This window comes from Mycobacterium kyogaense (assembly GCF_036946525.1).
Classification (GTDB): Bacteria; Actinomycetota; Actinomycetes; order Mycobacteriales; family Mycobacteriaceae; genus Mycobacterium; species Mycobacterium kyogaense_A.
Window position 1 is genome coordinate 52,002 of record NZ_JAQIIY010000037.1, and the last position, 19,086, is coordinate 71,087.

At 66.1% G+C, this 19,086-nt stretch carries 17 protein-coding genes and 1 riboswitch; of the genes, 8 read left to right on the forward strand and 9 right to left on the reverse strand.

Features of this window, described 5'->3' with window-relative positions:
• Positions 1–20: 20 nt before the first annotated feature.
• From PGN37_RS25320 to PGN37_RS25330, 3 genes are read right to left on the reverse strand one after another with little or no spacing between them, the layout of a single operon-like run.
• Positions 21–659 (reverse strand): vitamin K epoxide reductase family protein, encoded by a 639-nt coding sequence (locus tag PGN37_RS25320; protein ID WP_335333729.1) that lies wholly within the window; start codon positions 657–659, stop codon positions 21–23.
• Complete coding sequence (locus tag PGN37_RS25325) at positions 656–1,423, reverse strand: DsbA family protein (protein WP_335333730.1); 768 nt, start codon at positions 1,421–1,423, stop codon at positions 656–658. Before PGN37_RS25325 ends, PGN37_RS25320 begins: the two co-directional genes overlap by 4 nt.
• A gap of 56 nt (positions 1,424–1,479) precedes the next feature.
• Positions 1,480–2,586: an alpha/beta hydrolase gene (locus tag PGN37_RS25330; RefSeq protein WP_335333731.1), complete on the reverse strand. Its 1,107-nt coding sequence runs from the start codon at positions 2,584–2,586 to the stop codon at positions 1,480–1,482.
• Positions 2,587–2,720: 134 nt separating this feature from the next.
• Between PGN37_RS25330 and PGN37_RS25335 the strand changes: the two genes are divergently transcribed.
• From PGN37_RS25335 to PGN37_RS25370, 8 genes are all read left to right on the forward strand, one after another.
• Positions 2,721–3,560, forward strand: a complete 840-nt coding sequence (locus PGN37_RS25335; protein WP_335333732.1) for an aldo/keto reductase — start codon at positions 2,721–2,723, stop codon at positions 3,558–3,560.
• A 20-nt stretch (positions 3,561–3,580) separates the two neighbouring features.
• On the forward strand, positions 3,581–4,105 hold the full coding sequence (locus PGN37_RS25340; protein ID WP_335333733.1) for a hypothetical protein: 525 nt from the start codon (positions 3,581–3,583) through the stop codon (positions 4,103–4,105).
• 127 nt (positions 4,106–4,232) lie between these two features.
• Positions 4,233–5,633, forward strand: a complete 1,401-nt coding sequence (locus PGN37_RS25345) for a PepSY-associated TM helix domain-containing protein (RefSeq protein WP_335333734.1) — start codon at positions 4,233–4,235, stop codon at positions 5,631–5,633.
• 54 nt (positions 5,634–5,687) lie between these two features.
• A complete protein-coding gene (locus tag PGN37_RS25350; protein ID WP_335333735.1) occupies positions 5,688–5,945 on the forward strand; it encodes a hypothetical protein in 258 nt (85 codons plus the stop codon).
• Positions 5,946–6,094: 149 nt separating this feature from the next.
• A riboswitch (cobalamin riboswitch) is annotated at positions 6,095–6,316 on the forward strand.
• A 117-nt stretch (positions 6,317–6,433) separates the two neighbouring features.
• A complete protein-coding gene (metE, locus tag PGN37_RS25355) occupies positions 6,434–8,710 on the forward strand; it encodes a 5-methyltetrahydropteroyltriglutamate--homocysteine S-methyltransferase (protein ID WP_335333736.1) in 2,277 nt (758 codons plus the stop codon).
• Between the two features lie 67 nt (positions 8,711–8,777).
• A complete protein-coding gene (locus PGN37_RS25360) occupies positions 8,778–9,668 on the forward strand; it encodes a mycobacterial-type methylenetetrahydrofolate reductase (protein ID WP_335333737.1) in 891 nt (296 codons plus the stop codon).
• 35 nt (positions 9,669–9,703) lie between these two features.
• Entirely contained in the window at positions 9,704–10,453 is a 750-nt protein-coding gene (gene folP, locus PGN37_RS25365; RefSeq protein WP_335333738.1) for a dihydropteroate synthase, read from the forward strand.
• 44 nt (positions 10,454–10,497) lie between these two features.
• On the forward strand, positions 10,498–10,863 hold the full coding sequence (locus PGN37_RS25370; protein WP_335333739.1) for a (2Fe-2S) ferredoxin domain-containing protein: 366 nt from the start codon (positions 10,498–10,500) through the stop codon (positions 10,861–10,863).
• Positions 10,864–10,942: 79 nt separating this feature from the next.
• On the opposite strand, the gene PGN37_RS25375 is transcribed toward PGN37_RS25370, so the two are convergent.
• From PGN37_RS25375 to prpD, 6 genes are all read right to left on the reverse strand, one after another.
• Positions 10,943–11,221, reverse strand: coding sequence for a hypothetical protein (locus tag PGN37_RS25375; RefSeq protein ID WP_335333740.1), 279 nt, complete (start codon positions 11,219–11,221; stop codon positions 10,943–10,945).
• A 15-nt stretch (positions 11,222–11,236) separates the two neighbouring features.
• Entirely contained in the window at positions 11,237–11,857 is a 621-nt protein-coding gene (locus tag PGN37_RS25380) for a superoxide dismutase (protein WP_335333741.1), read from the reverse strand.
• A 239-nt stretch (positions 11,858–12,096) separates the two neighbouring features.
• Entirely contained in the window at positions 12,097–15,480 is a 3,384-nt protein-coding gene (locus tag PGN37_RS25385; RefSeq protein ID WP_335333742.1) for a pyruvate carboxylase, read from the reverse strand.
• Between the two features lie 20 nt (positions 15,481–15,500).
• Positions 15,501–16,613, reverse strand: coding sequence for a bifunctional 2-methylcitrate synthase/citrate synthase (locus PGN37_RS25390; RefSeq protein WP_335333743.1), 1,113 nt, complete (start codon positions 16,611–16,613; stop codon positions 15,501–15,503).
• On the reverse strand, positions 16,610–17,530 hold the full coding sequence (prpB, locus tag PGN37_RS25395) for a methylisocitrate lyase (protein ID WP_335333744.1): 921 nt from the start codon (positions 17,528–17,530) through the stop codon (positions 16,610–16,612). Before prpB ends, PGN37_RS25390 begins: the two co-directional genes overlap by 4 nt.
• Positions 17,527–19,035, reverse strand: coding sequence for a 2-methylcitrate dehydratase PrpD (prpD, locus tag PGN37_RS25400; RefSeq protein WP_335333775.1), 1,509 nt, complete (start codon positions 19,033–19,035; stop codon positions 17,527–17,529). Before prpD ends, prpB begins: the two co-directional genes overlap by 4 nt.
• Positions 19,036–19,086 lie beyond the last annotated feature (51 nt).

The following is a 19,086-nucleotide window of genomic DNA, read 5'->3' on the forward strand; positions in this document are numbered from 1 at the left end:
TTAACCCGCTCTGGTGCAGGTCAGATCAGTGTCGACCAGTAGTTCCAGAACCGTTCCAGGATCAACAGCACGACCGCGGTGAACCACAGGGCCACCAGCGACCAGCGCCAGGTGTAGATGCCCCGCACCACCGCGTTGTCGCTGCGCTGCGGCGCCAGGGCGATCGAGGTGGCGACCACGAGAAGAGGGATCGTCACGCTCCAGACCACCATGCAGTACGGGCACAGGGCCCCGATGCGGTAGAGGCTCTGGAAGATCAACCAGTGCACGAACACCGTGCCCAGCGCAGCGCCGACGGCCAGCCCCGCCCAGTACCAGCGAGGCAGCGCCACCCGGGCGACGGCCAGCACACCGGTCACCACGACCACGGTGAAACCGACGATGCCGAGCAGAGGGTTGGGGAATCCGAACACCGAGGCCTGCGGGGTGATCATCACAGAACCGCAGGACAGGACCGGATTGATGCTGCAGGACGGCACGTAGTCCGGGTTGATCAGGATCTCGATCTTCTCGATCGTCAGCGTCAGCGCGGACGCGAGCCCGATGACACCGGCGATGAGGACCCACCACGCGCTGAGGCGCGATACCGCGACACCACCCGTCCCGCCGTCCGACGACGGTTCGGCTCGGTCGACGGGTCCTGCCGCGGTGACGGTCATGACGCGGGGGCCGGGGCGGGCGCGGGCGGTGCCGCTGCCAGGCCGGGGACGTCACCGACGATGGTGCGCAGCTTCGTGATCAGCTCGTCAGGGGTGCTGTACTGGTAGTCCTCGCCGTTGATCCGGACGGTCGGCGTGGCCTTGATGTTGGTGGCGCCCGCCAACCCCTTCACCATGTCGACGAAGCGACCCTTGCTGATGCACTCGGGAACGGTGCCCGCCGCGCCGGCCTGCCGGGCCACCTCGGTGAGGCGGGCGTTGTCGGGGTAGCTCGACCCGGTCTCGCTGGGCTGCTGGGCGTACAGCGCGGCATGGAATCTGCGGAAGGCGTCGTTGGACTCCGCGGCCACGCAGTACGCGGCCCCACCGGAGCGTGAGGAGTAGTTCTGGTTCTGCGGCCGGTCGAGAATGCTGACCATGTAGTAGTCGGCGGCGATCACGCCGGCGTCGACGAGCTTGTTGATCGTCGGACCGAACTGCTGCTCGAATGCGCCGCAGTGCGGGCAGAGGAAGTCTTCGTACATCGACACCACGGCCTTCGGCTCGTCGGTGCCCTCTTTCTTGATGACGCTCGCCGACGCCACCCGGATGGACTGCGCCTCGCCGGCGGTGGGCTGGTCGTCGGCGGACATCACGATGTAGAGCACCAAGACGACCGCGAAGATGACGACGACCGAGGTCAGACCGATCTGCACGAACAGGTTGCGCTTGCGATCGGCCGCCTTCAGGTCGTACCGCGCGTTCTTCTTGGGTTTCGTCGCCACGTGGACAGACTACCGGCGGCTCGATGGACGGGGCGGTGGCCTCATCAGACGCGACATCAGACGCGACTCAGATGTGCCCGCATCGCCGAGATCACATCGGCGGTGGCCGTGGCGCTGGCCCCGCCGAGTGTGAAGAAGTTCGCGAACCCGTGCACGACGGCGCCGTACTCGCGGTAGTCGACCGGGGTGCCGGCCACCCGCAGAGTGTCGGCATAGAGCCGGCCCTCGTCGCGCAGCGGATCGAAGCCGGCCGTTGCGATGAGCGCGGGAGCGAGCCCGGAGTGGTCGGCGGCGAGCAGCGGGGACACATCAGGGTGGTCTCCGCCGACCGACGCACCGTCGAGGAACCGGGCGGTGAACCAGTCCATGTCGCGCTGGGTGAGGAAGAACCCGTTGGAGAACAGGGTCCGCGACCGGGTCTGGGCACCGTGGTCGGTGACGGGATAGAGCAGCACCTGCAGAGCGGGCTGCGGCGCGTCATCGGCGCGGGCGCGCAGAGCGACCACCGCCGACAAGTTGCCCCCTGCACTGTCGCCTCCCACGGCGACCCGCTTCGGATCGGCGCCGAGTTCTGCGGCGTGGTCTCGGGCCCACAGGTATGCCGCGTACGCGTCGTCGGCTCCGGAGGGCGCCGGGTGTTCCGGCGCCAGCCGATAGTCCACCGACAGCACGTGGACCGCTCCGGACCTGCAGATCTCCCGGCACAGGTCGTCGTGAGTGTCCAGGCTGCCGATGGCGTGGCCGCCGCCGTGGAAGAAGACCAGGAGCGGGGCGTCGGGCTCGGCGGTGCGGTAGTGACGGGCGCGGATCGGCCCGACCGCGCCGCTGATCGTCAGATCGCGCACCTGGGTCACCGGGATGCGGCGCGCGAAACTGGCGGACAGAAGTTCGAGCTGGGCCCGGGCCGCGGCGACGTCGTCTCCATTGACCAGGCCATCGAGGCCAAGGGCTTTCTGCCCGGCCAGCATCAACTGCAGGGTGGTGTCCAGGGTGTTGCCGTCGAGGACGATCGATCGCCCACCCAGCATCGCTCGCTTCACGGGTTCCGGGACGCGGGGCAGGGCGCGAAGGGTCAGACCCGCGATCGCGTTGGCGGCCACATGGGTATCGAAGCGGCGACGGCGGGCGCGCGGCTCTGCGGTCGTGGTGAGCGTCTCGGTCATGCGGTGGCCCTTTCGCCGGCGGAACCCGATGAGCGCAGGCCGTACGGCATGGCGCTGATTATGCGGGGTAATACTGCGGCAATATAGTCAGGCATCACGCATCGCTTGCCCACCACTTCAGCAGAGAAGGTGACATGACTTCGGCGGCCGCAATCCCCACCGTCACGCTCAACGACGACAACACGATGCCGGTCATCGGGCTCGGTGTGGGCGAGCTGACGGATTCCGAGACCGAACGCTCCGTTCGCACCGCGCTCGACGCCGGCTACCGCCTCATCGACACCGCGGCGGCGTACGGCAACGAGGAGGCGGTCGGTCGCGCGATCGCTGCCTCCGGCGTTCCGCGCGACGAGGTGTTCGTCACCACCAAGCTGTCCCCCGAGCACTTCGGCTTCCAGTCGTCGCAGGACACGCTCAAGGCCAGCCTGGCGCGGCTCGGGCTCGATTACGTCGACCTCTACCTGCTCCACTGGCCTGCCGGTGACGAGGGCAAGTACGTCGACAGCTGGGGTGGCCTGATGAAGGCCAAAGAGGTCGGCGACACCCGGTCGATCGGCGTGTGCAACTTCCACGCGCATCACCTCGACGACATCATCAGCCTGTCCTTCTTCACCCCGGCGGTGAATCAGATCGAGTTGCATCCGCTGCTCAACCAGGCCGAGTTGCGCGCGGTCAACGCCGAGCACGGCATCGCGACCGAGGCCTACGGGCCGCTCGGCGTCGGCCGGCTCCTGGAGCACCCCGCGGTAGCGGCGGTCGCCGAAACCCACGGCCGGACACCGGCCCAGGTGCTGATCCGCTGGAGCATCCAGCTGGGCAACGTCGTCATCCCTCGCTCGTCGTCGCCCGAGCGCATCGAATCCAACTTCGACGTGTTCGGGTTCGAGCTCACCGACGAGCAGATGGCCTCGTTGAACGGACTCGACGACGGCACCCGGTTCCGGCCGGATCCGGAGAGCTACACCGGTTCCTAGCCCGCGATAGGGTGCGTGGCATGACCAGGCCCGCAGCGCGTGCGCGCCAGCTGCGTGGCGCGCTCGTCGGGGTCACCTCGGCCATGATGACGACGGGAGCGCACGCCGCCGGTGGCGGCGGAGTGCCGCGGGGTCCCGCGTTGGTCGTCGTCCTGCTGATCTGCGTGACCGCCGGCGCTCTCGCCACCTGCCTCCGGTCTAACCGCGCGTCGTACGCCGTGACCGCGGCGGCCCTGTGCGGTGCGCAACTGTCGGGTCACCTCGCGATGACGATGGCGGCACACCGCCACGGCGGCGGACTCGGTTGGTCGATGGCCGCCGCGCATCTCGGCGCTGCCCTGCTGCTGGCCGCCGCGATCACCTCCGTCGAATTCCTCTACGCCGTATGTGTTTCCGTCCTGTGCTGGGTGCGCCTGTTCGCACGACGCGCACTGCGACCGTCGGCACCCCGCACTCGCTATCGCGTGACGACGGCTCGGCCTCGTCCGGTTCCGATCGGCGGGACGGGCATGAGGGCCCCGCCGGTGCTCTCGCCGGCCTGCTAGCGGCCCCCTCACTTCCGTCATCGACGCGCAGCGTGTGCTGCGCTCGTTTGCCTGCTGCGCCCCGATCACCGGCGCGGCCATGTGTTCGTCTCCCGCGCGTCCGCGCGCTCATTCCGAAAGCTCTGTCATGACTTTGTCCGACGACACCGTCGAACCCCTGTCCCCCGCCGTCCCGTCACCTCCTCATCGACGCGATGGGCGGCCCCTCCTCGTGCGCCTGCACTTCTATGCGGGCGTTCTCGTCGGGCCGTTCCTGATCGTCGCCGCGCTCACCGGCGCCCTCTACGCCCTGGCTCCGAGCATCGAGGGCGTCGTCTATCGCGACCTGCTGTCCGTCGATGCCCGGCCTCCCATCCCCCTCGACGAGCAGGTGCAGCGCGCCCGCGCCGACCACCCGGATCTGCAGGTCAGCTCCATCCGCCCAGCACCCTCGATGGGTGACACCACCCGCGTCTCGTTCGCCGATCCGGCACTGCCGCAGGATCACTCACGCACGGTGTTCGTCGACCCGGGCACCGGCCGGATCCTCGGCGAGGAGAACACGTGGTTGGGATATCTACCCGTCAGCACCTGGCTCGACGGCCTGCACCGCCATCTGAACCTCGGCGAACCCGGCCGGATCTACAGCGAGATCGCCGCCTCCTGGCTGTGGGTGGTCGCACTCGGCGGTACCGCACTGTGGGTGAGCAAGGCCACCCGGGACCGCCGCCGCGGGCGCCGCGGCCGCATCGTCAGCGTGGACCGGAGTGCCACCGGACGGACACGCACGATGAACTGGCATGGGGCGACCGGCATCTGGCTCCTGGCCGGGCTGCTGTTCCTGTCCGCCACCGGCATCACCTGGTCCACCTACGCCGGCGCGCACGTCACCGAGATCCGATCGGCATTCAATTGGCAACGGCCACAGGTGAACACGGAGTCGCTCGATCCGCACGCCGCGCATCACGCCGGTGCGACGGCAGATGCCGGCACGGTCGACTACTCCGGGCTCGTGGCTGCCGCGGCAGCGCACGGTGTGCACGCTCCCGTCGAGATCACGATGCCCGCCGAGCCGGGTCAGGCCGCCATCGTCTCGGAGATCGACGCACCCTTCCGCCTCACCACGAATGTGGCCGCGGTGAACCCCGGTGACCTCTCGATCGCCGGCGTCGTCGACTACTGGCGGGACTACTCGACGATGGCCAAGCTCGCCGACTGGGGAATCCGGGCGCACATGGGCTTCCTGTTCGGCCTGCTCAACCAGCTCCTGTTGCTGGCCGTCGCGGCAGGTCTGCTGACGGTCATCGTGCGTGGCTACCGAATGTGGTGGCAGCGCAGGCCAACTCGCGGGTCGGCGTGGGCGCTCGGGCGGCCACCCGCCCGGGGCGGTCTGCGCTCGGTGGGTCCCTCGGTCGCTGCGCTCGTGGTGGTCGGCGCGGTCGCGGTGGGATGGTTCCTCCCCCTGCTGGGCTGGACCCTGGCCGGTTTCGTTCTGCTCGACGTCCTCGTCGGATGGCGGAAACGCCGAACGGAGAGCAGAAGCCTCTAGCGCGAGTGGCCGCGACGGGGTGCAATGAGAGCACGCATTCGGAAAGGGATGACCATGTCGGCACGGGTTCTCATCACCGCGGCGCTTGCTGCGCTCACGATCGGTGCGGCGCTGTCGACCGCCTCGGCAACTGAACACGCCGTGGCCCAGCAGCCGTGGGACCCCGGCTGCTGGGGACCGTTCGCCTGGGGGGCCAATGGCTGCGACTGGTCGCCGACCTCGGGCCCCTCGTCGAGCGGACCCTGGGATCCGTCGGTGACCGGACCCGGTCAGTTCAACCGCGCCGGAACCGGTTCGGGCTCGACGTCCTGACGTCAGCTCGTCGGACAGGTCGCTGCGGGATCCCGCAGCACCGGCACCGCGGGTGCAGCTGCGCAGACTTGATCCAGCCGCGTATCCGGCCCGTACCCCGGCAGTTCTTGTGCGCAGTTGGCCGAAGAGTAGTCTCATCAGCGCAACTGGTTCTGTGGCGGCCGCTTGGTCGCCACGTCGAACGGCACATGCTGAGCTAGATGTGAACGTGAGAGGGAACCCGGTGAGAATCCGGGACTGTCCCGCAGCGGTATGCAGGAACGACCGCCGTCAACGGCACTGGTCATCACGACTGGGAAGCGACGGCTATTAGGAGCACCGAAAGGTGCGCGCCTGCGAGTCCGAAGACCTGCCAGTCGTGCTGGGTGCGCCGCACCCAGCGGCACATCGCCTCGTGGAATGGGCGGAGTCCACCTGCGGTCGTCGGCGACCGCATTTGGTAGACGTCCTATGGCGATGAGCATTCCGCCGTTCGAAGGACGCTGTCTGTGTCTCGTACTGCTTCACCTTTCTCCGCAACAGTGTTGGGGTCGCCACGTATCGGCCCCAGCCGGGAACTCAAACGTGCCATCGAGGGTTACTGGGCCGGTCGACTCGACAAAGCCCAACTCGAGTCCGTCGCCGCGGACCTGCGCACGCAGACGTGGAACCAATTGACTTCAGCCGGCCTGGATTCGATTCCAGTCAACACGTTCTCGTATTACGACCAGATGCTGGACACCGCGGTACTCGTGGGCGCCGTACCCGCCCGGTACAACGCGGTCGGCGACGAGTTGGACCGCTACTTCGCGGCCGCGAGAGGTACCGCAGAGATCGCGCCGCTGGAAATGACCAAATGGTTCGACACCAACTACCACTACATCGTTCCCGAGATCGGACCCGCGACGAAGTTCGCTCTCGATCCCGCGAAAGTCGTCGCCGAGGTGGAGGAAGCGCAGAAGCTCGGCATCGCGGCCCGGCCGGTCATCATCGGGCCCATCACGTTCCTCGCACTGTCGAAGGCAGTCGACGGCGCCGCGGCGCCGATCGGTCGTCTGGACGACCTGATCCCGGTGTATGCGACCCTGCTCGCGACGTTGGCGAACCACGGCGCGGAGTGGGTGCAGATCGACGAGCCGATCCTGGCCACCGACGTACTCGACAACGCCGCCGATCTCGCCCGCCACACCTATGGTGTACTCGGCGACCTCTCACACCGCCCGGCCGTCGTCGTGGCGACCTACTTCGGCGAACTCGCCAACGCTCTGCCGGCGCTGGCCGCGGCTCCCGTCGAGGCGATCGGCGTCGACCTGGTAGCAGGCTCCGCCTCCGCTGTCGCGGCCGTGCCTGAACTTGCGGACAAGGTCGTCGTCGCGGGAATCGTTGATGGGCGCAATATCTGGAGAACTGATCTCCAGTCGGCGCTGGCAACGTTGGCATCGCTGCTGGGCTCGGCGGGTCGTTTGGCGGTGTCGACATCGTGCTCGACGCTGCATGTTCCCTACACGCTCGACGCGGAGTCCGACATCGATCCGGTGCTGCGGAGTTGGCTGGCTTTCGGTGTCGAGAAAGTCGCGGAGGTCGTTGCACTGGCGAAGGGCCTCGAATACGGCAGGGACGCAATTGCCGGTGAGGTGGCGGCGTCCAACGCCGCAGTGGAGTCGCGGAAATCGGACCCGCGCCTGAAGAACAACGATGTCCGGGAACGGTTGGCCACGATCCTCGCCTCCGGTCACAGCCGTGGCGCCGCATCGGATCGCCGCAAACGCCAGGATGCGCGACTCAACCTACCCACGCTGCCGACCACGACTATCGGGTCATACCCACAGACCGTCGAAATCCGAAAGGCCCGCGCCGCCCTGGTGGCCGGTGACATCGACGAGACCGAATACACCACCCGAATGAAAGCCGAAGTGGAGTCGGTGATTCGACTGCAGGAGCGACTCGGCATCGACGTGCTGGTGCACGGCGAGCCGGAACGCAACGACATGGTGCAGTACTTCGCCGAGCAGCTCGACGGATTCTTCGCCACGGCCAACGGCTGGGTACAGTCCTACGGCACCCGGTGCGTGCGGCCACCGATCCTGTACGGCGATGTCGCCCGGCCCAATCCGATGACCGTGGACTGGGCAACCTACGCCCAGTCCCTGACCGACAAACCGGTCAAGGGCATGCTGACCGGTCCGGTGACGATCCTTGCGTGGTCGTTCGTCCGCGACGATCAGCCGCTCGCCGATTCTGCGAATCAGGTGGCACTGGCCATCCGGGACGAGACAGTGGACCTGGAAGCCGCCGGTATCGCCATCATCCAGGTCGACGAGCCGGCGCTGCGCGAGTTGCTTCCGTTGCGACGCAAGGACAAAGAGGCATACCTGGACTGGGCGGTGTCTGCGTTCCGGTTGTCGACCTCGGGTGTCGCTGATTCCACCCAGATTCACACGCACCTGTGCTACTCGGAGTTCGGTGAGGTGATCGGCGCGATCGCCGACTTGGACGCCGATGTCACGTCGGTAGAAGCCGCCCGCTCCCACATGGAGATTGTCGGCGATCTCACGGCGGCGGGCTTCGCGAACAGCATCGGTCCGGGGGTCTACGACATCCACTCCCCTCGGGTGCCCGACGCCGGCGAGATCGCCGAGGGCTTGCGTGCGGCGTTGTCAGCCGTGGGTCCGGATCGGTTGTGGGTCAACCCCGACTGCGGCCTGAAGACCCGCAAGACCGATGAGGTCGAAGCCGCGCTGCGCAATATGGTCGAAGCCGCACGGCAAGTCCGCGCTGACGCCTGATCTCTGACACGTTGCGCCCCAGCATCTTCCTGGGGCGCAACGTGCCCAACTCACGATCGGAGGGCGCGTGCCCCTGAACACCATCGCGTTGGAGCTCGTGCCCTCCAACATCGAGCTCGGTCCTGATCATGCCCGTGACGAAGCCGCAAAAGTTGTGCAGTTGTCGGCCCACGCGGGCATCGCTGGGCGAATCGGCCACGTCATGATTCCCGGGATGATCCCCGAGGACGACGATCGTCCGGTCGAGATGAAGCCCAAACTCGACGTCGCTGACTTCTGGTCGCTCCTTCAATCGGACCTTCCCCGTGTGCGCGGGTTATGCACGCAAGTAACCCCTTTTCTCGACGAGCCGGCATTGCGGAAGCGGCTGACTGAACTCGGGCAGGCCGGCTTTGACGGCATCATCTTCGTGGGTGTGCCCCGCACGATGAACGACGGCGACGGCCAAGGAGTCCCACCTACCGACGCGCTCTCGAAATTCGACGATCTCGTCGACAATCGCGGCGTCATCCTGATTCCGACGCGTGACAGCGAGCAGAGTCGCTTCGACTTCAAGTGTGATCAAGGCGCCACGTTCGGCATGACGCAGCTGCTCTACTCGGAGGCTATCGTCACATTCCTCCGCGAGTTTGCAGAGTTCAGCGAGCACCGCCCCGAGGTACTGCTGTCTTTCGGGTTCGTGCCCAAGATGGAGAGCAAGGTCGGTCTGATCGACTGGCTGATCCAGGATCCTGGCAATGACGCCGTCGCAGCAGAGCAGGATTTCGTCCGTGCCCTCGCAGCGAGCGAGCCGGACAACAAGCGCCGCCTGTTGATCGACTTATACAAGCGGGTCATCGACGGCGTGGCAGACCTCGGTTATCCGCTGAGCCTGCACTTCGAGGCGCCCTACGGTGTCTCCGCCGCGGCGTTCGACACGTTCGCCGAAATGCTCGCCTATTGGGCGCCGGACAGGTGACGGGGGCACGGGCTCGCGCGACTCCGCTTCGCGTGATGGGGATTCTGAACGCCACGCCCGACTCCTTCTGGGCGAGCAGCAGATTCGCGACCGTGGAGCATGCAGTTGCCGCGGGACGACAGATGTTCGGCGCCGGCGCATGGGCGGTCGACGTCGGCGGCGAATCGACCAGGCCCGACGCCGACCCGGTCTCGGTCGCCGAGGAACTCGATCGTGTCGTGCCCGTGGTGACCGAACTGGTTCGGTACGGCGTCGTGTCGGTCGACACCCGGCATGCCGAGGTCGCCGAGGCGGCCGTCGTTGCTGGCGCCCGCATCGTCAACGATGTTTCGGGCAAGCTGTACGAGGTCGCGGGTAGCCTGGGCGTCGGATATGTCAGCATGCACGCACACACGGTGCCGGTGGTGGCCGGTGTCTATCCCCGCTACAGCGACATCTGCACCGACATCGGGACCTTTGTGACGGAGACCGCGGCGGCCGCCGTTGACAACGGGGCTTCCCGGGTGTGGATCGATCCGGGCATCGGCTTCGGCAAATCTCCCGCGGACAACCTGCGTCTTCTGCGACACCTCCCGGAATTGTGCAGCGGACCATTTCCAGTGCTGCTGGGTGTGAGTCGAAAGTCGTTCCTGGGAGCGGTGACCGGACGGCAGGTTGACGGTCGTCTCGCGGCCTCGCTAGCGGTGATCGCGCCCGCCTGGTCGGCTGGTGTAGACATCATCCGCGTCCACGACGTGTCCGAGACGATCGACGTCATCGCGGTGTTGGAGGCGATCTGGCACTGACCGACCTCGGCGCAAACAATTGACCTCAAAGAAGGATCGGAACCATGGCTCTGGACCGAACGCGACCCACGGTCACCGTATGCCGGGGATGCTGCTGCGGCACTACGAAGAAGCACCCTGACACCGACCATCAGGCGCAGCTCACCCTGCTGCGCGATCAGATGCAGGACGTGGCCGATGTTCGGGTCACCGACTGCCTCGGGCCCTGCGAGCGGTCCAACGTCTTGGTGGTTACACCGTCACAGGGCGGACATCGTCAGGGTGGACGGTCGACCTGGCTCGGCTACGTCTTCACCGAGGACGCAGGATCAGCCATCGCCGACTGGCTGCGCGAGGGTGGCCCGGGTGTGGCCGACTTCCCTCGCAGCCTTCGTCGGTATCGCTTCACGAAGCTGAGAAAGCGTCGATGAGAGCCGATTCGGCCAGCGGACAACGCCTGCGCAGCCTTTGTCGAAAAGAACAGGTGATGTTCACCGGAGTTCGACGGTGTCAGGAGTCCGGTCCGGTGTCCGGGAGATCAGGCGGTTGCCCGTTTCGGGCGATGGTCGACGCAATCGCCTGCAGGATGTCAGAAGGGGTTTTGCCCGTGGTCAGTTCCATGCCCGACAGCAACAAGCCGTTGAGGTTGACCAGGCCCACGATCAGTCCTGCGTCGCCACGGTGCTCCTCGAGGTAGGCGTCGACGCGCTCGTGAAAAAAGGCGCGGTCGTCCTGATTCCAGGCTGTCATGACATCGATCGCCCACCGCGTCTTCTCGTCGTCGGCCATCACGTGTCACGCGTATCAGAAGATCAGACCCGGGGTCTTGGTAGTGGCAGCGGTGAACCGATTCTGCACGTCCTCCCAGTTCACGACGTTCCAGAAGGCGGTGACATAGTCGGCCTTGACGTTCTTGTATTGCAGGTAATAGGCGTGTTCCCACATGTCGACCTGCAGCAACGGGATGATGCCCAGCGGCACGTTGGCCTGCTGGTCATAGAGCTGAAAGGTCAACAGTCGGCGTCCGAGACTGTCGTATCCCAGCACCGCCCAACCCGAGCCCTGCAACCCGTTGGCTGCTGCGGCGAATTGGGCGCGAAAGCCGTCGAATGACCCGAACTGGTCGTCGAGGGCCGCCGCGAGGTCGCCGGTGGGCTTGTCACCGCCGTGCGGGGACAGGTTCTTCCACCAGATCGAATGGTTGACATGTCCACCGAGGTGAAAAGCGAGGTTCTTCTCGTTGAGGAAGATGGCGGCGTGGTCGCCCGCGGCTCGGGCTTCTTCGAGCTTGGTGACGGCGTCGTTGACGCCCTTGACGTAGGTGGCGTGGTGCTTGCCGTGGTGAACCTCGTTGATCTGCCCGGAGATATGGGGTTCCAGGGCTCCGTAGTCGTAGTCCAGCTCGGGCAGGGTGTATTCAGCCATGAAGGTTCCTCCACTGTGAGATGGTCGCGGCACCGCGGCGACCGCTGGGCACGGCCATGTGCGACACAACACCAACTTATCTGTTCATCTGTTCAGATGGTAGATCGGTGAGAGGTCGCCCTGGGGCGCAGGCGATTCGACCCGTCGGCCGTCCTGTGGATTTCCCGCGAGTTGGCAAGCCACCGGTCCAACACCACGGCCTTCTTGCGGACTCGGGCATGGGGTCGTCGCGCGCCGTTCTACCTGACGACCAGGACCAGGTCGCCTCCCTCGACCTGTTCGGTGATGGCGACCGCGATCCGATCGACGGTGCCGGCCTTGGTGGCGGTGATGGCGGCTTCCATCTTCATCGCCTCGATCGTCGCCACCGTCTGCCCCGCCGCCACCGCGTCTCCCTGAGCCACGGTCACAGTCACCACGCCGGCGAACGGTGCCGCCACGTGATCGGGATTGGTCTTGTCAGCCCTCTCCGATGCCGGGATGTCGGCGGCGATGGAGAGATCGCGAACCATCACGGGTCGCAGTTGTCCGTTGATGATGCACATCACCGTCCGCATGCCGCGCTCGTCGGCGTCGCTGATCGCCTCCAACCCGATCAACAGCTCCACTCCGGGCTCCAACGCCACTCGGTGCTCGTCGCCGTGGCGCAGCCCATAGAAGAACTGGTTCGCCGAGAGCCGTGAGGTGTCGCCGAACTCCTCACGGTGCGCCTCGAACTCCGCCGTCGGACCCGGGAACAACAGATGGTTGAGCATCGCCCGCCTCTGGGGACCCGGCGCCGCCAACACCGCCTCCTGCTCACCGGTCAATTCCTGCTCGGGTTTCGCTGGACCACGACCGTCGAGAGCTCTTGTGCGCAACGGTTCCGGCCAACCGCCCGGCGGATCGCCCAGCTCTCCACGCAGGAATCCGATCACGCTGTCCGGGATGTCGTAGCGCGCTGGATCGTCGGCGAACTCCTCCGCGCTGGCCCCAGCACCGACCAATGACAACGCCAGGTCCCCCACCACCTTGCTCGTCGGAGTGACCTTGACGAGCCGGCCCAGCACGCGATCGGCGCCCGCGTAGGCGCCCTCGATGTCCTCGAACCGGTCCCCCAACCCCAACGCGGCGGCCTGTTGCCGCAGGTTGCTCAACTGCCCGCCGGGAATCTCATGCGTGTAGACCCGTCCGGTGGGGGCTGACAATCCCGATTCGAACGGCGCGTACACCTTTCGCAGGGCCTCCCAGTACGGCTCCAGGTCACAGATCGCGGCCAAATCCAGTCCGGTGTCGAACTCGGTGTGCGCAGCTGCCGCCACGATCGACGACAACGCCGGCTGGCTGGTGGTACCGGCCAGCGGTGCGGCCGCCCCGTCGACGGCATCGGCACCCGCGGTCCACGCCGCGACATAGGTCGCCAACTGCCCGCCGGGCGTGTCATGGGTGTGAACGTGGACCGGTAGGTCGAAGCGTGACTTCAGCGCCGCCACCAGCGTCGCCGCACTCGGTGCGCGTAACAGTCCAGCCATGTCTTTGATCGCCAGTACGTGTGCGCCGGCATCCACGATCGACTCCGCCAACCGCAGGTAATAGTCCAGTGTGTAGAGGTTCTCGCCCGGATCGGACAGGTCCCCGGTGTAGGACATCGCCACCTCGGCGACCGCCGTCTCGGTCTCCCGCACCGCGTCGATCGCCGGACGCATGGCGTCAATGTTGTTCAGCGAGTCGAAGATTCGAAAGATATCCACACCGGTCTGCGCGGCCTCGTCGACGAAGGCACGCGTCACCTGCAGCGGGTACGGCGTGTAGCCGACGGTGTTGCGGCCGCGGAGCAACATCTGCAGGCAGATGTTGGGTAAGGCTATCCGCAGCGCGGCGAGGCGATCCCAAGGATCCTGCTTCAGAAAGCGCAGGGCGACATCGTAGGTAGCACCGCCCCAGCACTCGACGGAGAGCAATTGCGGTGTCATGCGCGCGATGTACGGCGCGACCCGTATCAGCCCGCTGGTGCGTACGCGGGTCGCCAGCAGGGACTGGTGCGCGTCGCGGAAAGTGGTGTCAGTGACACCGACAGCCGAAGAATCCCTCAGCCAGTCGGCGAAGCCTTCCGGGCCGAGTTCGGTGAGCCGCTGCTTGGAACCGGGCGGCGGAGCCGTACTCAGGTCGAGTTCGGGCAGCTTGTCCCGAGGGTAGACCGCCGACGGGCGCAGCCCGTGGGGCTGGTTGACGGTGACGCCCGCCAGATAGGTGAGGATCTTGGTGCCTCGGTCGGCACTGGAGCGCGATGTCAGGAGCTGAGGGCGCTCCTCGATGAACGAGGTCGTGGCCCGGCCCGCCTGGAATGCCGGGTCGTCCAAAACAGCTTGGAGGAACGGGATGTTGGTGGACACGCCACGAATACGGAACTCGGCCACTGCGCGCCGCGCACGCCGGACCGCAGTGGCGAAATCACGCCCACGACAGGTGAGCTTGACCAGCATGGAGTCGAAGTGGGCGGTGACGTCGGCGCCGATGTTCGTGCCACCATCGAGCCTGATGCCTGCGCCGCCCGGGGACCGGTAGCCAGTGATGCGCCCGGTGTCGGGCCGAAATTCGTTGGCGGGGTCCTCCGTGGTGATCCGGCACTGGATCGCCGCGCCATGCATGGTGAGGGTGTCTTGCGACAAGCCAAGTTCGGCCAGCGTCGCACCGGCTGCGATCCGCAGCTGCGCCGACACCAGATCCACATCGGTGATCTCCTCGGTCACCGTGTGCTCGACCTGAATTCGCGGGTTCATCTCGATGAAGACATGGTGGCCTCGTTCGTCGAGCAGGAACTCCACGGTGCCCGCACACGAATAGCCGATCTGCCGTGCGAACGCGACCGCATCTGCGCAGATGCGTTCCCGCAATTCGGGATTCAGATTCGGCGCCGGCGCCAGCTCGATGACCTTCTGGTGGCGACGCTGCACACTACAATCCCGCTCGAACAGGTGAATGACCTCACCGGTGTGATCAGCAAGAATCTGAACCTCGATGTGGCGAGGGTTGATGACCGCCTGCTCCAGGAACACCGTCGCATCGCCGAATGCCGATTCCGCCTCGCGTGACGCGGACTCGATGGCCTCGCGTAGCTCCCCCACCTCGGCGACCCGGCGCATGCCGCGGCCTCCACCACCGGCCACCGCTTTCACGAACAGAGGGAAGTCCATACCGGCCGCAGCCGCCACCAATTCGTCGATGTCCGCTGATGGCCCCGACGACGCCAGCACCGGTAAACCCGCGGCACGGGCAGCGGCGACAGCGCGTGCTTTGTTACCCGTGAGCTCCAGGACTTCCGATGGCGGACCTACGAAGGTGATACCCGCCGCTGCACAGGCCGCAGCCAGTTGGGGATTCTCCGAGAGGAAGCCGTAGCCCGGATAGATTGCATCGGCTCCGCAGGCCAGCGCAGTCGACACGATCTGCGCGACGTTGAGGTAGGCGCGTACCGGATGGCCCTCGGCACCGATCTGATACGACTCATCAGCTTTCAACCGGTGCAACGAGTTGCGGTCTTCGTAGGGGTAGACCGCAACCGTGGATGCCCCCAACTCGTAGGCGGCGCGAAAGGCGCGGATCGCGATCTCACCGCGATTGGCAACCAGAACCTTGGCGAACACACTTCCCTTTCGAATTGGCGCTAGGCGAGGGCGCGTTGCGGCTGGCCCGAGTACTCACTGAGCGGACGGATCAACGAGTTCGATCCCGCCTGCTCCATGATGTGCGCGGTCCAGCCGGTGATTCGGCTCATCACGAACAGCGGGGTGAAGCTGGGGATGTCGAAACCCATCAGGTAGTAGGCAGGTCCGGTCGGGAAGTCGAGGTTGGGCCTGATTGTGGTGGTGGCGTACATCGCGCTCTCGAGCGCGTTGTAGATGTCCATCCAGCGCTGACCGTTGCGCGCCGCGACCACCCGGGTCAATGCGGCTTTCATGGTGGGCACGCGGGAATCACCGTTCTTGTAGACGCGGTGTCCGAAGCCCATGACCTTTTCTTTATGGAGAAGCTTGCCGTGCAGCCATTCCGGTGCCCTATCAGCGGAGCCGATCTGGATCATGTCGTGCATGACGGCCTCGTTGGCGCCGCCGTGTAGTGAACCCTTCAGCGCGCCGATGGCGGCTGTGACGGCGCTGTAGATGTCGGACTGGGTCGAGGTGACCACGCGGGCGGCGAAAGTGGAGGCGTTGAAGCTGTGCTCGGCGTACAGGATCATCGACTGCTCGAAGGCCTTGACGATGACGGGTTCGGGCACCTCGCCGAGGCTCATCGTCAGGAAGTTCTCCGCATAGCTCAGATGGCTTTGCGGGGCAATGGGTTCCAGTCCACGGCGACGCCGGATATCGGCGGCGACGATCGTCGGCAGGACCGCGAACATTCGCAGCGATTTGGCGAAGTTGGCGGCCTGGGTGCTGTTGTCCTCCTCGGGATCCTCGGCGCCGAGATAGCTGATCGCGGTGCGCACCACGTCCATGGGGTGGCAGTTGTCAGGAAGCTTGGTCAGCAGGGAGTGCATCGACCGGTCGATTCGCCGCGAGGCGCGCTCGCGCTGGGTGAACAGCGCCAGTTCATGTTCGGTAGGAAGTTCACCGTGCCACAACAGGTAGGCGACCTGCTCGAAGCTGCAGTGCTCGGCCAGGTCCTGCACCGGATAGCCCCGGTAGGTCAGTGAGTTGGTCTCGGGCACCACTTTGGAGATCGCGGTGGTATCGACCACGACACCGGCCAGTCCTTTGTGGATGGAGGGAGCAGTCATCGGGGTACTCCTTGCAGCGCGAAGTTGTAGATGTCGGTGTCGAACTGGTTGTACTCGGAGTAGCGCAGCAATTCATAGAGCCGGCTGCGGTGTTGCATCTGGTCGAGCAGTCCGGATTGGGTTCCGACGGAATCGATCTCGCGCAAGCCGACTTCGACGGCGTGCATGGCCAGCCGCAGCGTCGTCACCGGGTAGATGACGACGTTGTAGCCGATGTCGGACAGCTGGGCGGCGGTGAGGAGCTCCGACTTGCCAAACTCCGTCATGTTGGCCAGCAGTGGTGTGGTCACGGCGCCCCGGAATTGCTCGAAATCCATTGGCGTGTGCAGCGCCTCGGTGAAGATCAGGTCTGCCCCGGCGTCGGCGTAGGCCTTGGCGCGGTCGACGGCGGCGGGCACGCCTTCGATTCCGGCGGCGTCGGTCCTGGCGCAGATGACGAAGTTCGGGTCGCGGCGCGCCGCGACCGCCGCGCGAATCCGCTTGACCATCTCCGAGGTCGGCACGACCGCCTTGCCGTCGAGATGTCCGCACCGCTTGGGATTCACTTGATCCTCCAGGTGGCAGCCGGCCAGGCCGGCATCCTCCAGGACTGTCACGGTGCGCGCCGCGCTCATCGGCTCACCGAATCCGGTGTCGGCATCGATCAACGTCGGCAGATCGGTGACACCCGCGATCTGGCCGCCGCGCGAGGTGACTTCGGTCAGGGTGGTCAGGCCGATGTCCGGCAACCCAAGGTCGGCCGAGAGCACCGCACCGGAGACGTACACTCCGTCGAAGCCGATCTCGGTGACGAGTTTGGCGACCAGCGGCGAGAAGGCCCCTGGAAAGCGCAGCAGCCGACCGGAATCCAGTCCTCGTCGAAACCTGACACGCTTGTCGGCCGGCGACGCCACCGCGCCGATCAGACCGCCGGTCACGAGAAGATCCCCGACGAGATCGTCGGCGCCTTGTCGAGCACCCGCGGATCGACCAACACGTTGAGGCGGTCCAGCTCGCCGGGCTTGAGGCCGGCGAGTTCACCGACCGTCCCCAGGAAGCGCTGCTGCTCAGCCTCGTCGACGACACCCTCGGCCAGTTCGGTGAACTTGGCAACGTACTGATCACGTTCGAAGGGCCGCGCGCCCAACGGATGCGCATCGGCGACAGCCAGCTCGTCGGTGATCACGTCACCGTTCTTGAGGGTGACGACGGCCTTGGCGCCGAACGCCTTCTCCGCCGGATCGGTGGAGTGATAGCGACGGGTCCACTCCGGGTCTTCGACTGTGGAGATCTTGCGCCACAGCTCGATCGTGTCCGGTCGGTGTGCGCGCTCGGGCGCGTAGGACCGTTCGTGATGCCAGGTGCCGTCCTGCAGCGCGACAGCGAAGATGTACATCACCGAGTGGTCCAGCGTCTCGCGCGACGCGTCGGGATCGAACTTCTGCGGATCGTTGGACCCGGTGCCGATCACCACATGGGTGTGATGACTGGTGTGCAGTGTGATCGTGGCGATCTGGTCGAGATCACCGATCCGATCACGCAACCGGCGTGCCAGGTCGATCGGCGCCTGACTCTGGTATTCGGCGGAATGTTCTTTCGTGTAGCTGTCCAGGATGGCGCGCTTGGGCTCCCCCGGCCTCGGCAAAGGCACCTGGTAGGTGTGCTCGGGCCCCGACAGCAGCCAGGCGATGACGCCGTCCTCGCCCTCCCAGATCGGGGCGGGAGATCCCTCGCCGCGCATGGCGCGGTCGACAGCCTCGATGGCGACCTTGCCGGCCAGCGCCGGTGCGTATGCCTTCCAGCTGGAGATCAAGCCTTTTCGGGACTGCCGGGTCGCGGTGGTCAGGTGCAGTGCCTGCCCGATCGCGTTGTAGATGGTGTCGGGGTCCAATCGCAACATGGTTCCCAGGCCGGCGGCCACCGCAGGCCCGAGGTGCGCGACGTGGTCGATCTTGTGCTCGTGCAGGCAGATTCCTTTGACCAGGTCGATCTGAACCTCGTAGGCGGTGGCGATGCCGCGAATGAGGTCGGCACCACGGACATCGAGGTGCTGCGCGACGGCGACCAATGCCGGGATGTTGTCCCCTGGGTGCGAGTACTCGGCCGCGAGGAACGTGTCATGAAAATCGAGCTCGCGGACGGCGACCCCGTTGGCCCACGCCGCCCACTCCGGCGAGACGCTACCGGGGACACCGAAGACCCTCGCGCCGCTGCGCGGGGTGCGGTGCGCCAACGCCTGCGTGCGCGCCACGGTGACAGGCCGCCTGATGACCGAGGCCGCCGACACGGCCGCGTTGTCGATGATGCGGTTGATGACCATCGCCTCGGTTTCGGCCGGCACGGCGACGGGGTCGGCGGCCAGTTCGGCGATCTTCCACGCGAGGTGTTCAGAGCGCGGGAAATCCTCGGCACTGCGCCGGGTACGGACGTCATGGAACTCCAAGCTCGACATGATTCGCACGGTACGCAGAAGCAGCATCCTGCAAAACCCACT

What these genes read in the sequence shown, in the direction of transcription:
- PGN37_RS25320 (WP_335333729.1), bottom strand. Translation starts at nt 659, where the DNA reads ATGACCGTCACCGCGGCAGGACCCGTCGACCGAGCCGAACCGTCGTCG.
- PGN37_RS25330 (WP_335333731.1), bottom strand. Translation starts at nt 2,586, where the DNA reads ATGACCGAGACGCTCACCACGACCGCAGAGCCGCGCGCCCGCCGTCGC.
- PGN37_RS25335 (WP_335333732.1), top strand. Translation starts at nt 2,721, where the DNA reads ATGACTTCGGCGGCCGCAATCCCCACCGTCACGCTCAACGACGACAAC.
- PGN37_RS25340 (WP_335333733.1), top strand. Translation starts at nt 3,581, where the DNA reads ATGACCAGGCCCGCAGCGCGTGCGCGCCAGCTGCGTGGCGCGCTCGTC.
- PGN37_RS25345 (WP_335333734.1), top strand. Translation starts at nt 4,233, where the DNA reads ATGACTTTGTCCGACGACACCGTCGAACCCCTGTCCCCCGCCGTCCCG.
- PGN37_RS25350 (WP_335333735.1), top strand. Translation starts at nt 5,688, where the DNA reads ATGTCGGCACGGGTTCTCATCACCGCGGCGCTTGCTGCGCTCACGATC.
- folP (WP_335333738.1), top strand. Translation starts at nt 9,704, where the DNA reads ATGGGGATTCTGAACGCCACGCCCGACTCCTTCTGGGCGAGCAGCAGA.
- PGN37_RS25370 (WP_335333739.1), top strand. Translation starts at nt 10,498, where the DNA reads ATGGCTCTGGACCGAACGCGACCCACGGTCACCGTATGCCGGGGATGC.
- PGN37_RS25375 (WP_335333740.1), bottom strand. Translation starts at nt 11,221, where the DNA reads ATGGCCGACGACGAGAAGACGCGGTGGGCGATCGATGTCATGACAGCC.
- PGN37_RS25380 (WP_335333741.1), bottom strand. Translation starts at nt 11,857, where the DNA reads ATGGCTGAATACACCCTGCCCGAGCTGGACTACGACTACGGAGCCCTG.
- PGN37_RS25390 (WP_335333743.1), bottom strand. Translation starts at nt 16,613, where the DNA reads ATGACTGCTCCCTCCATCCACAAAGGACTGGCCGGTGTCGTGGTCGAT.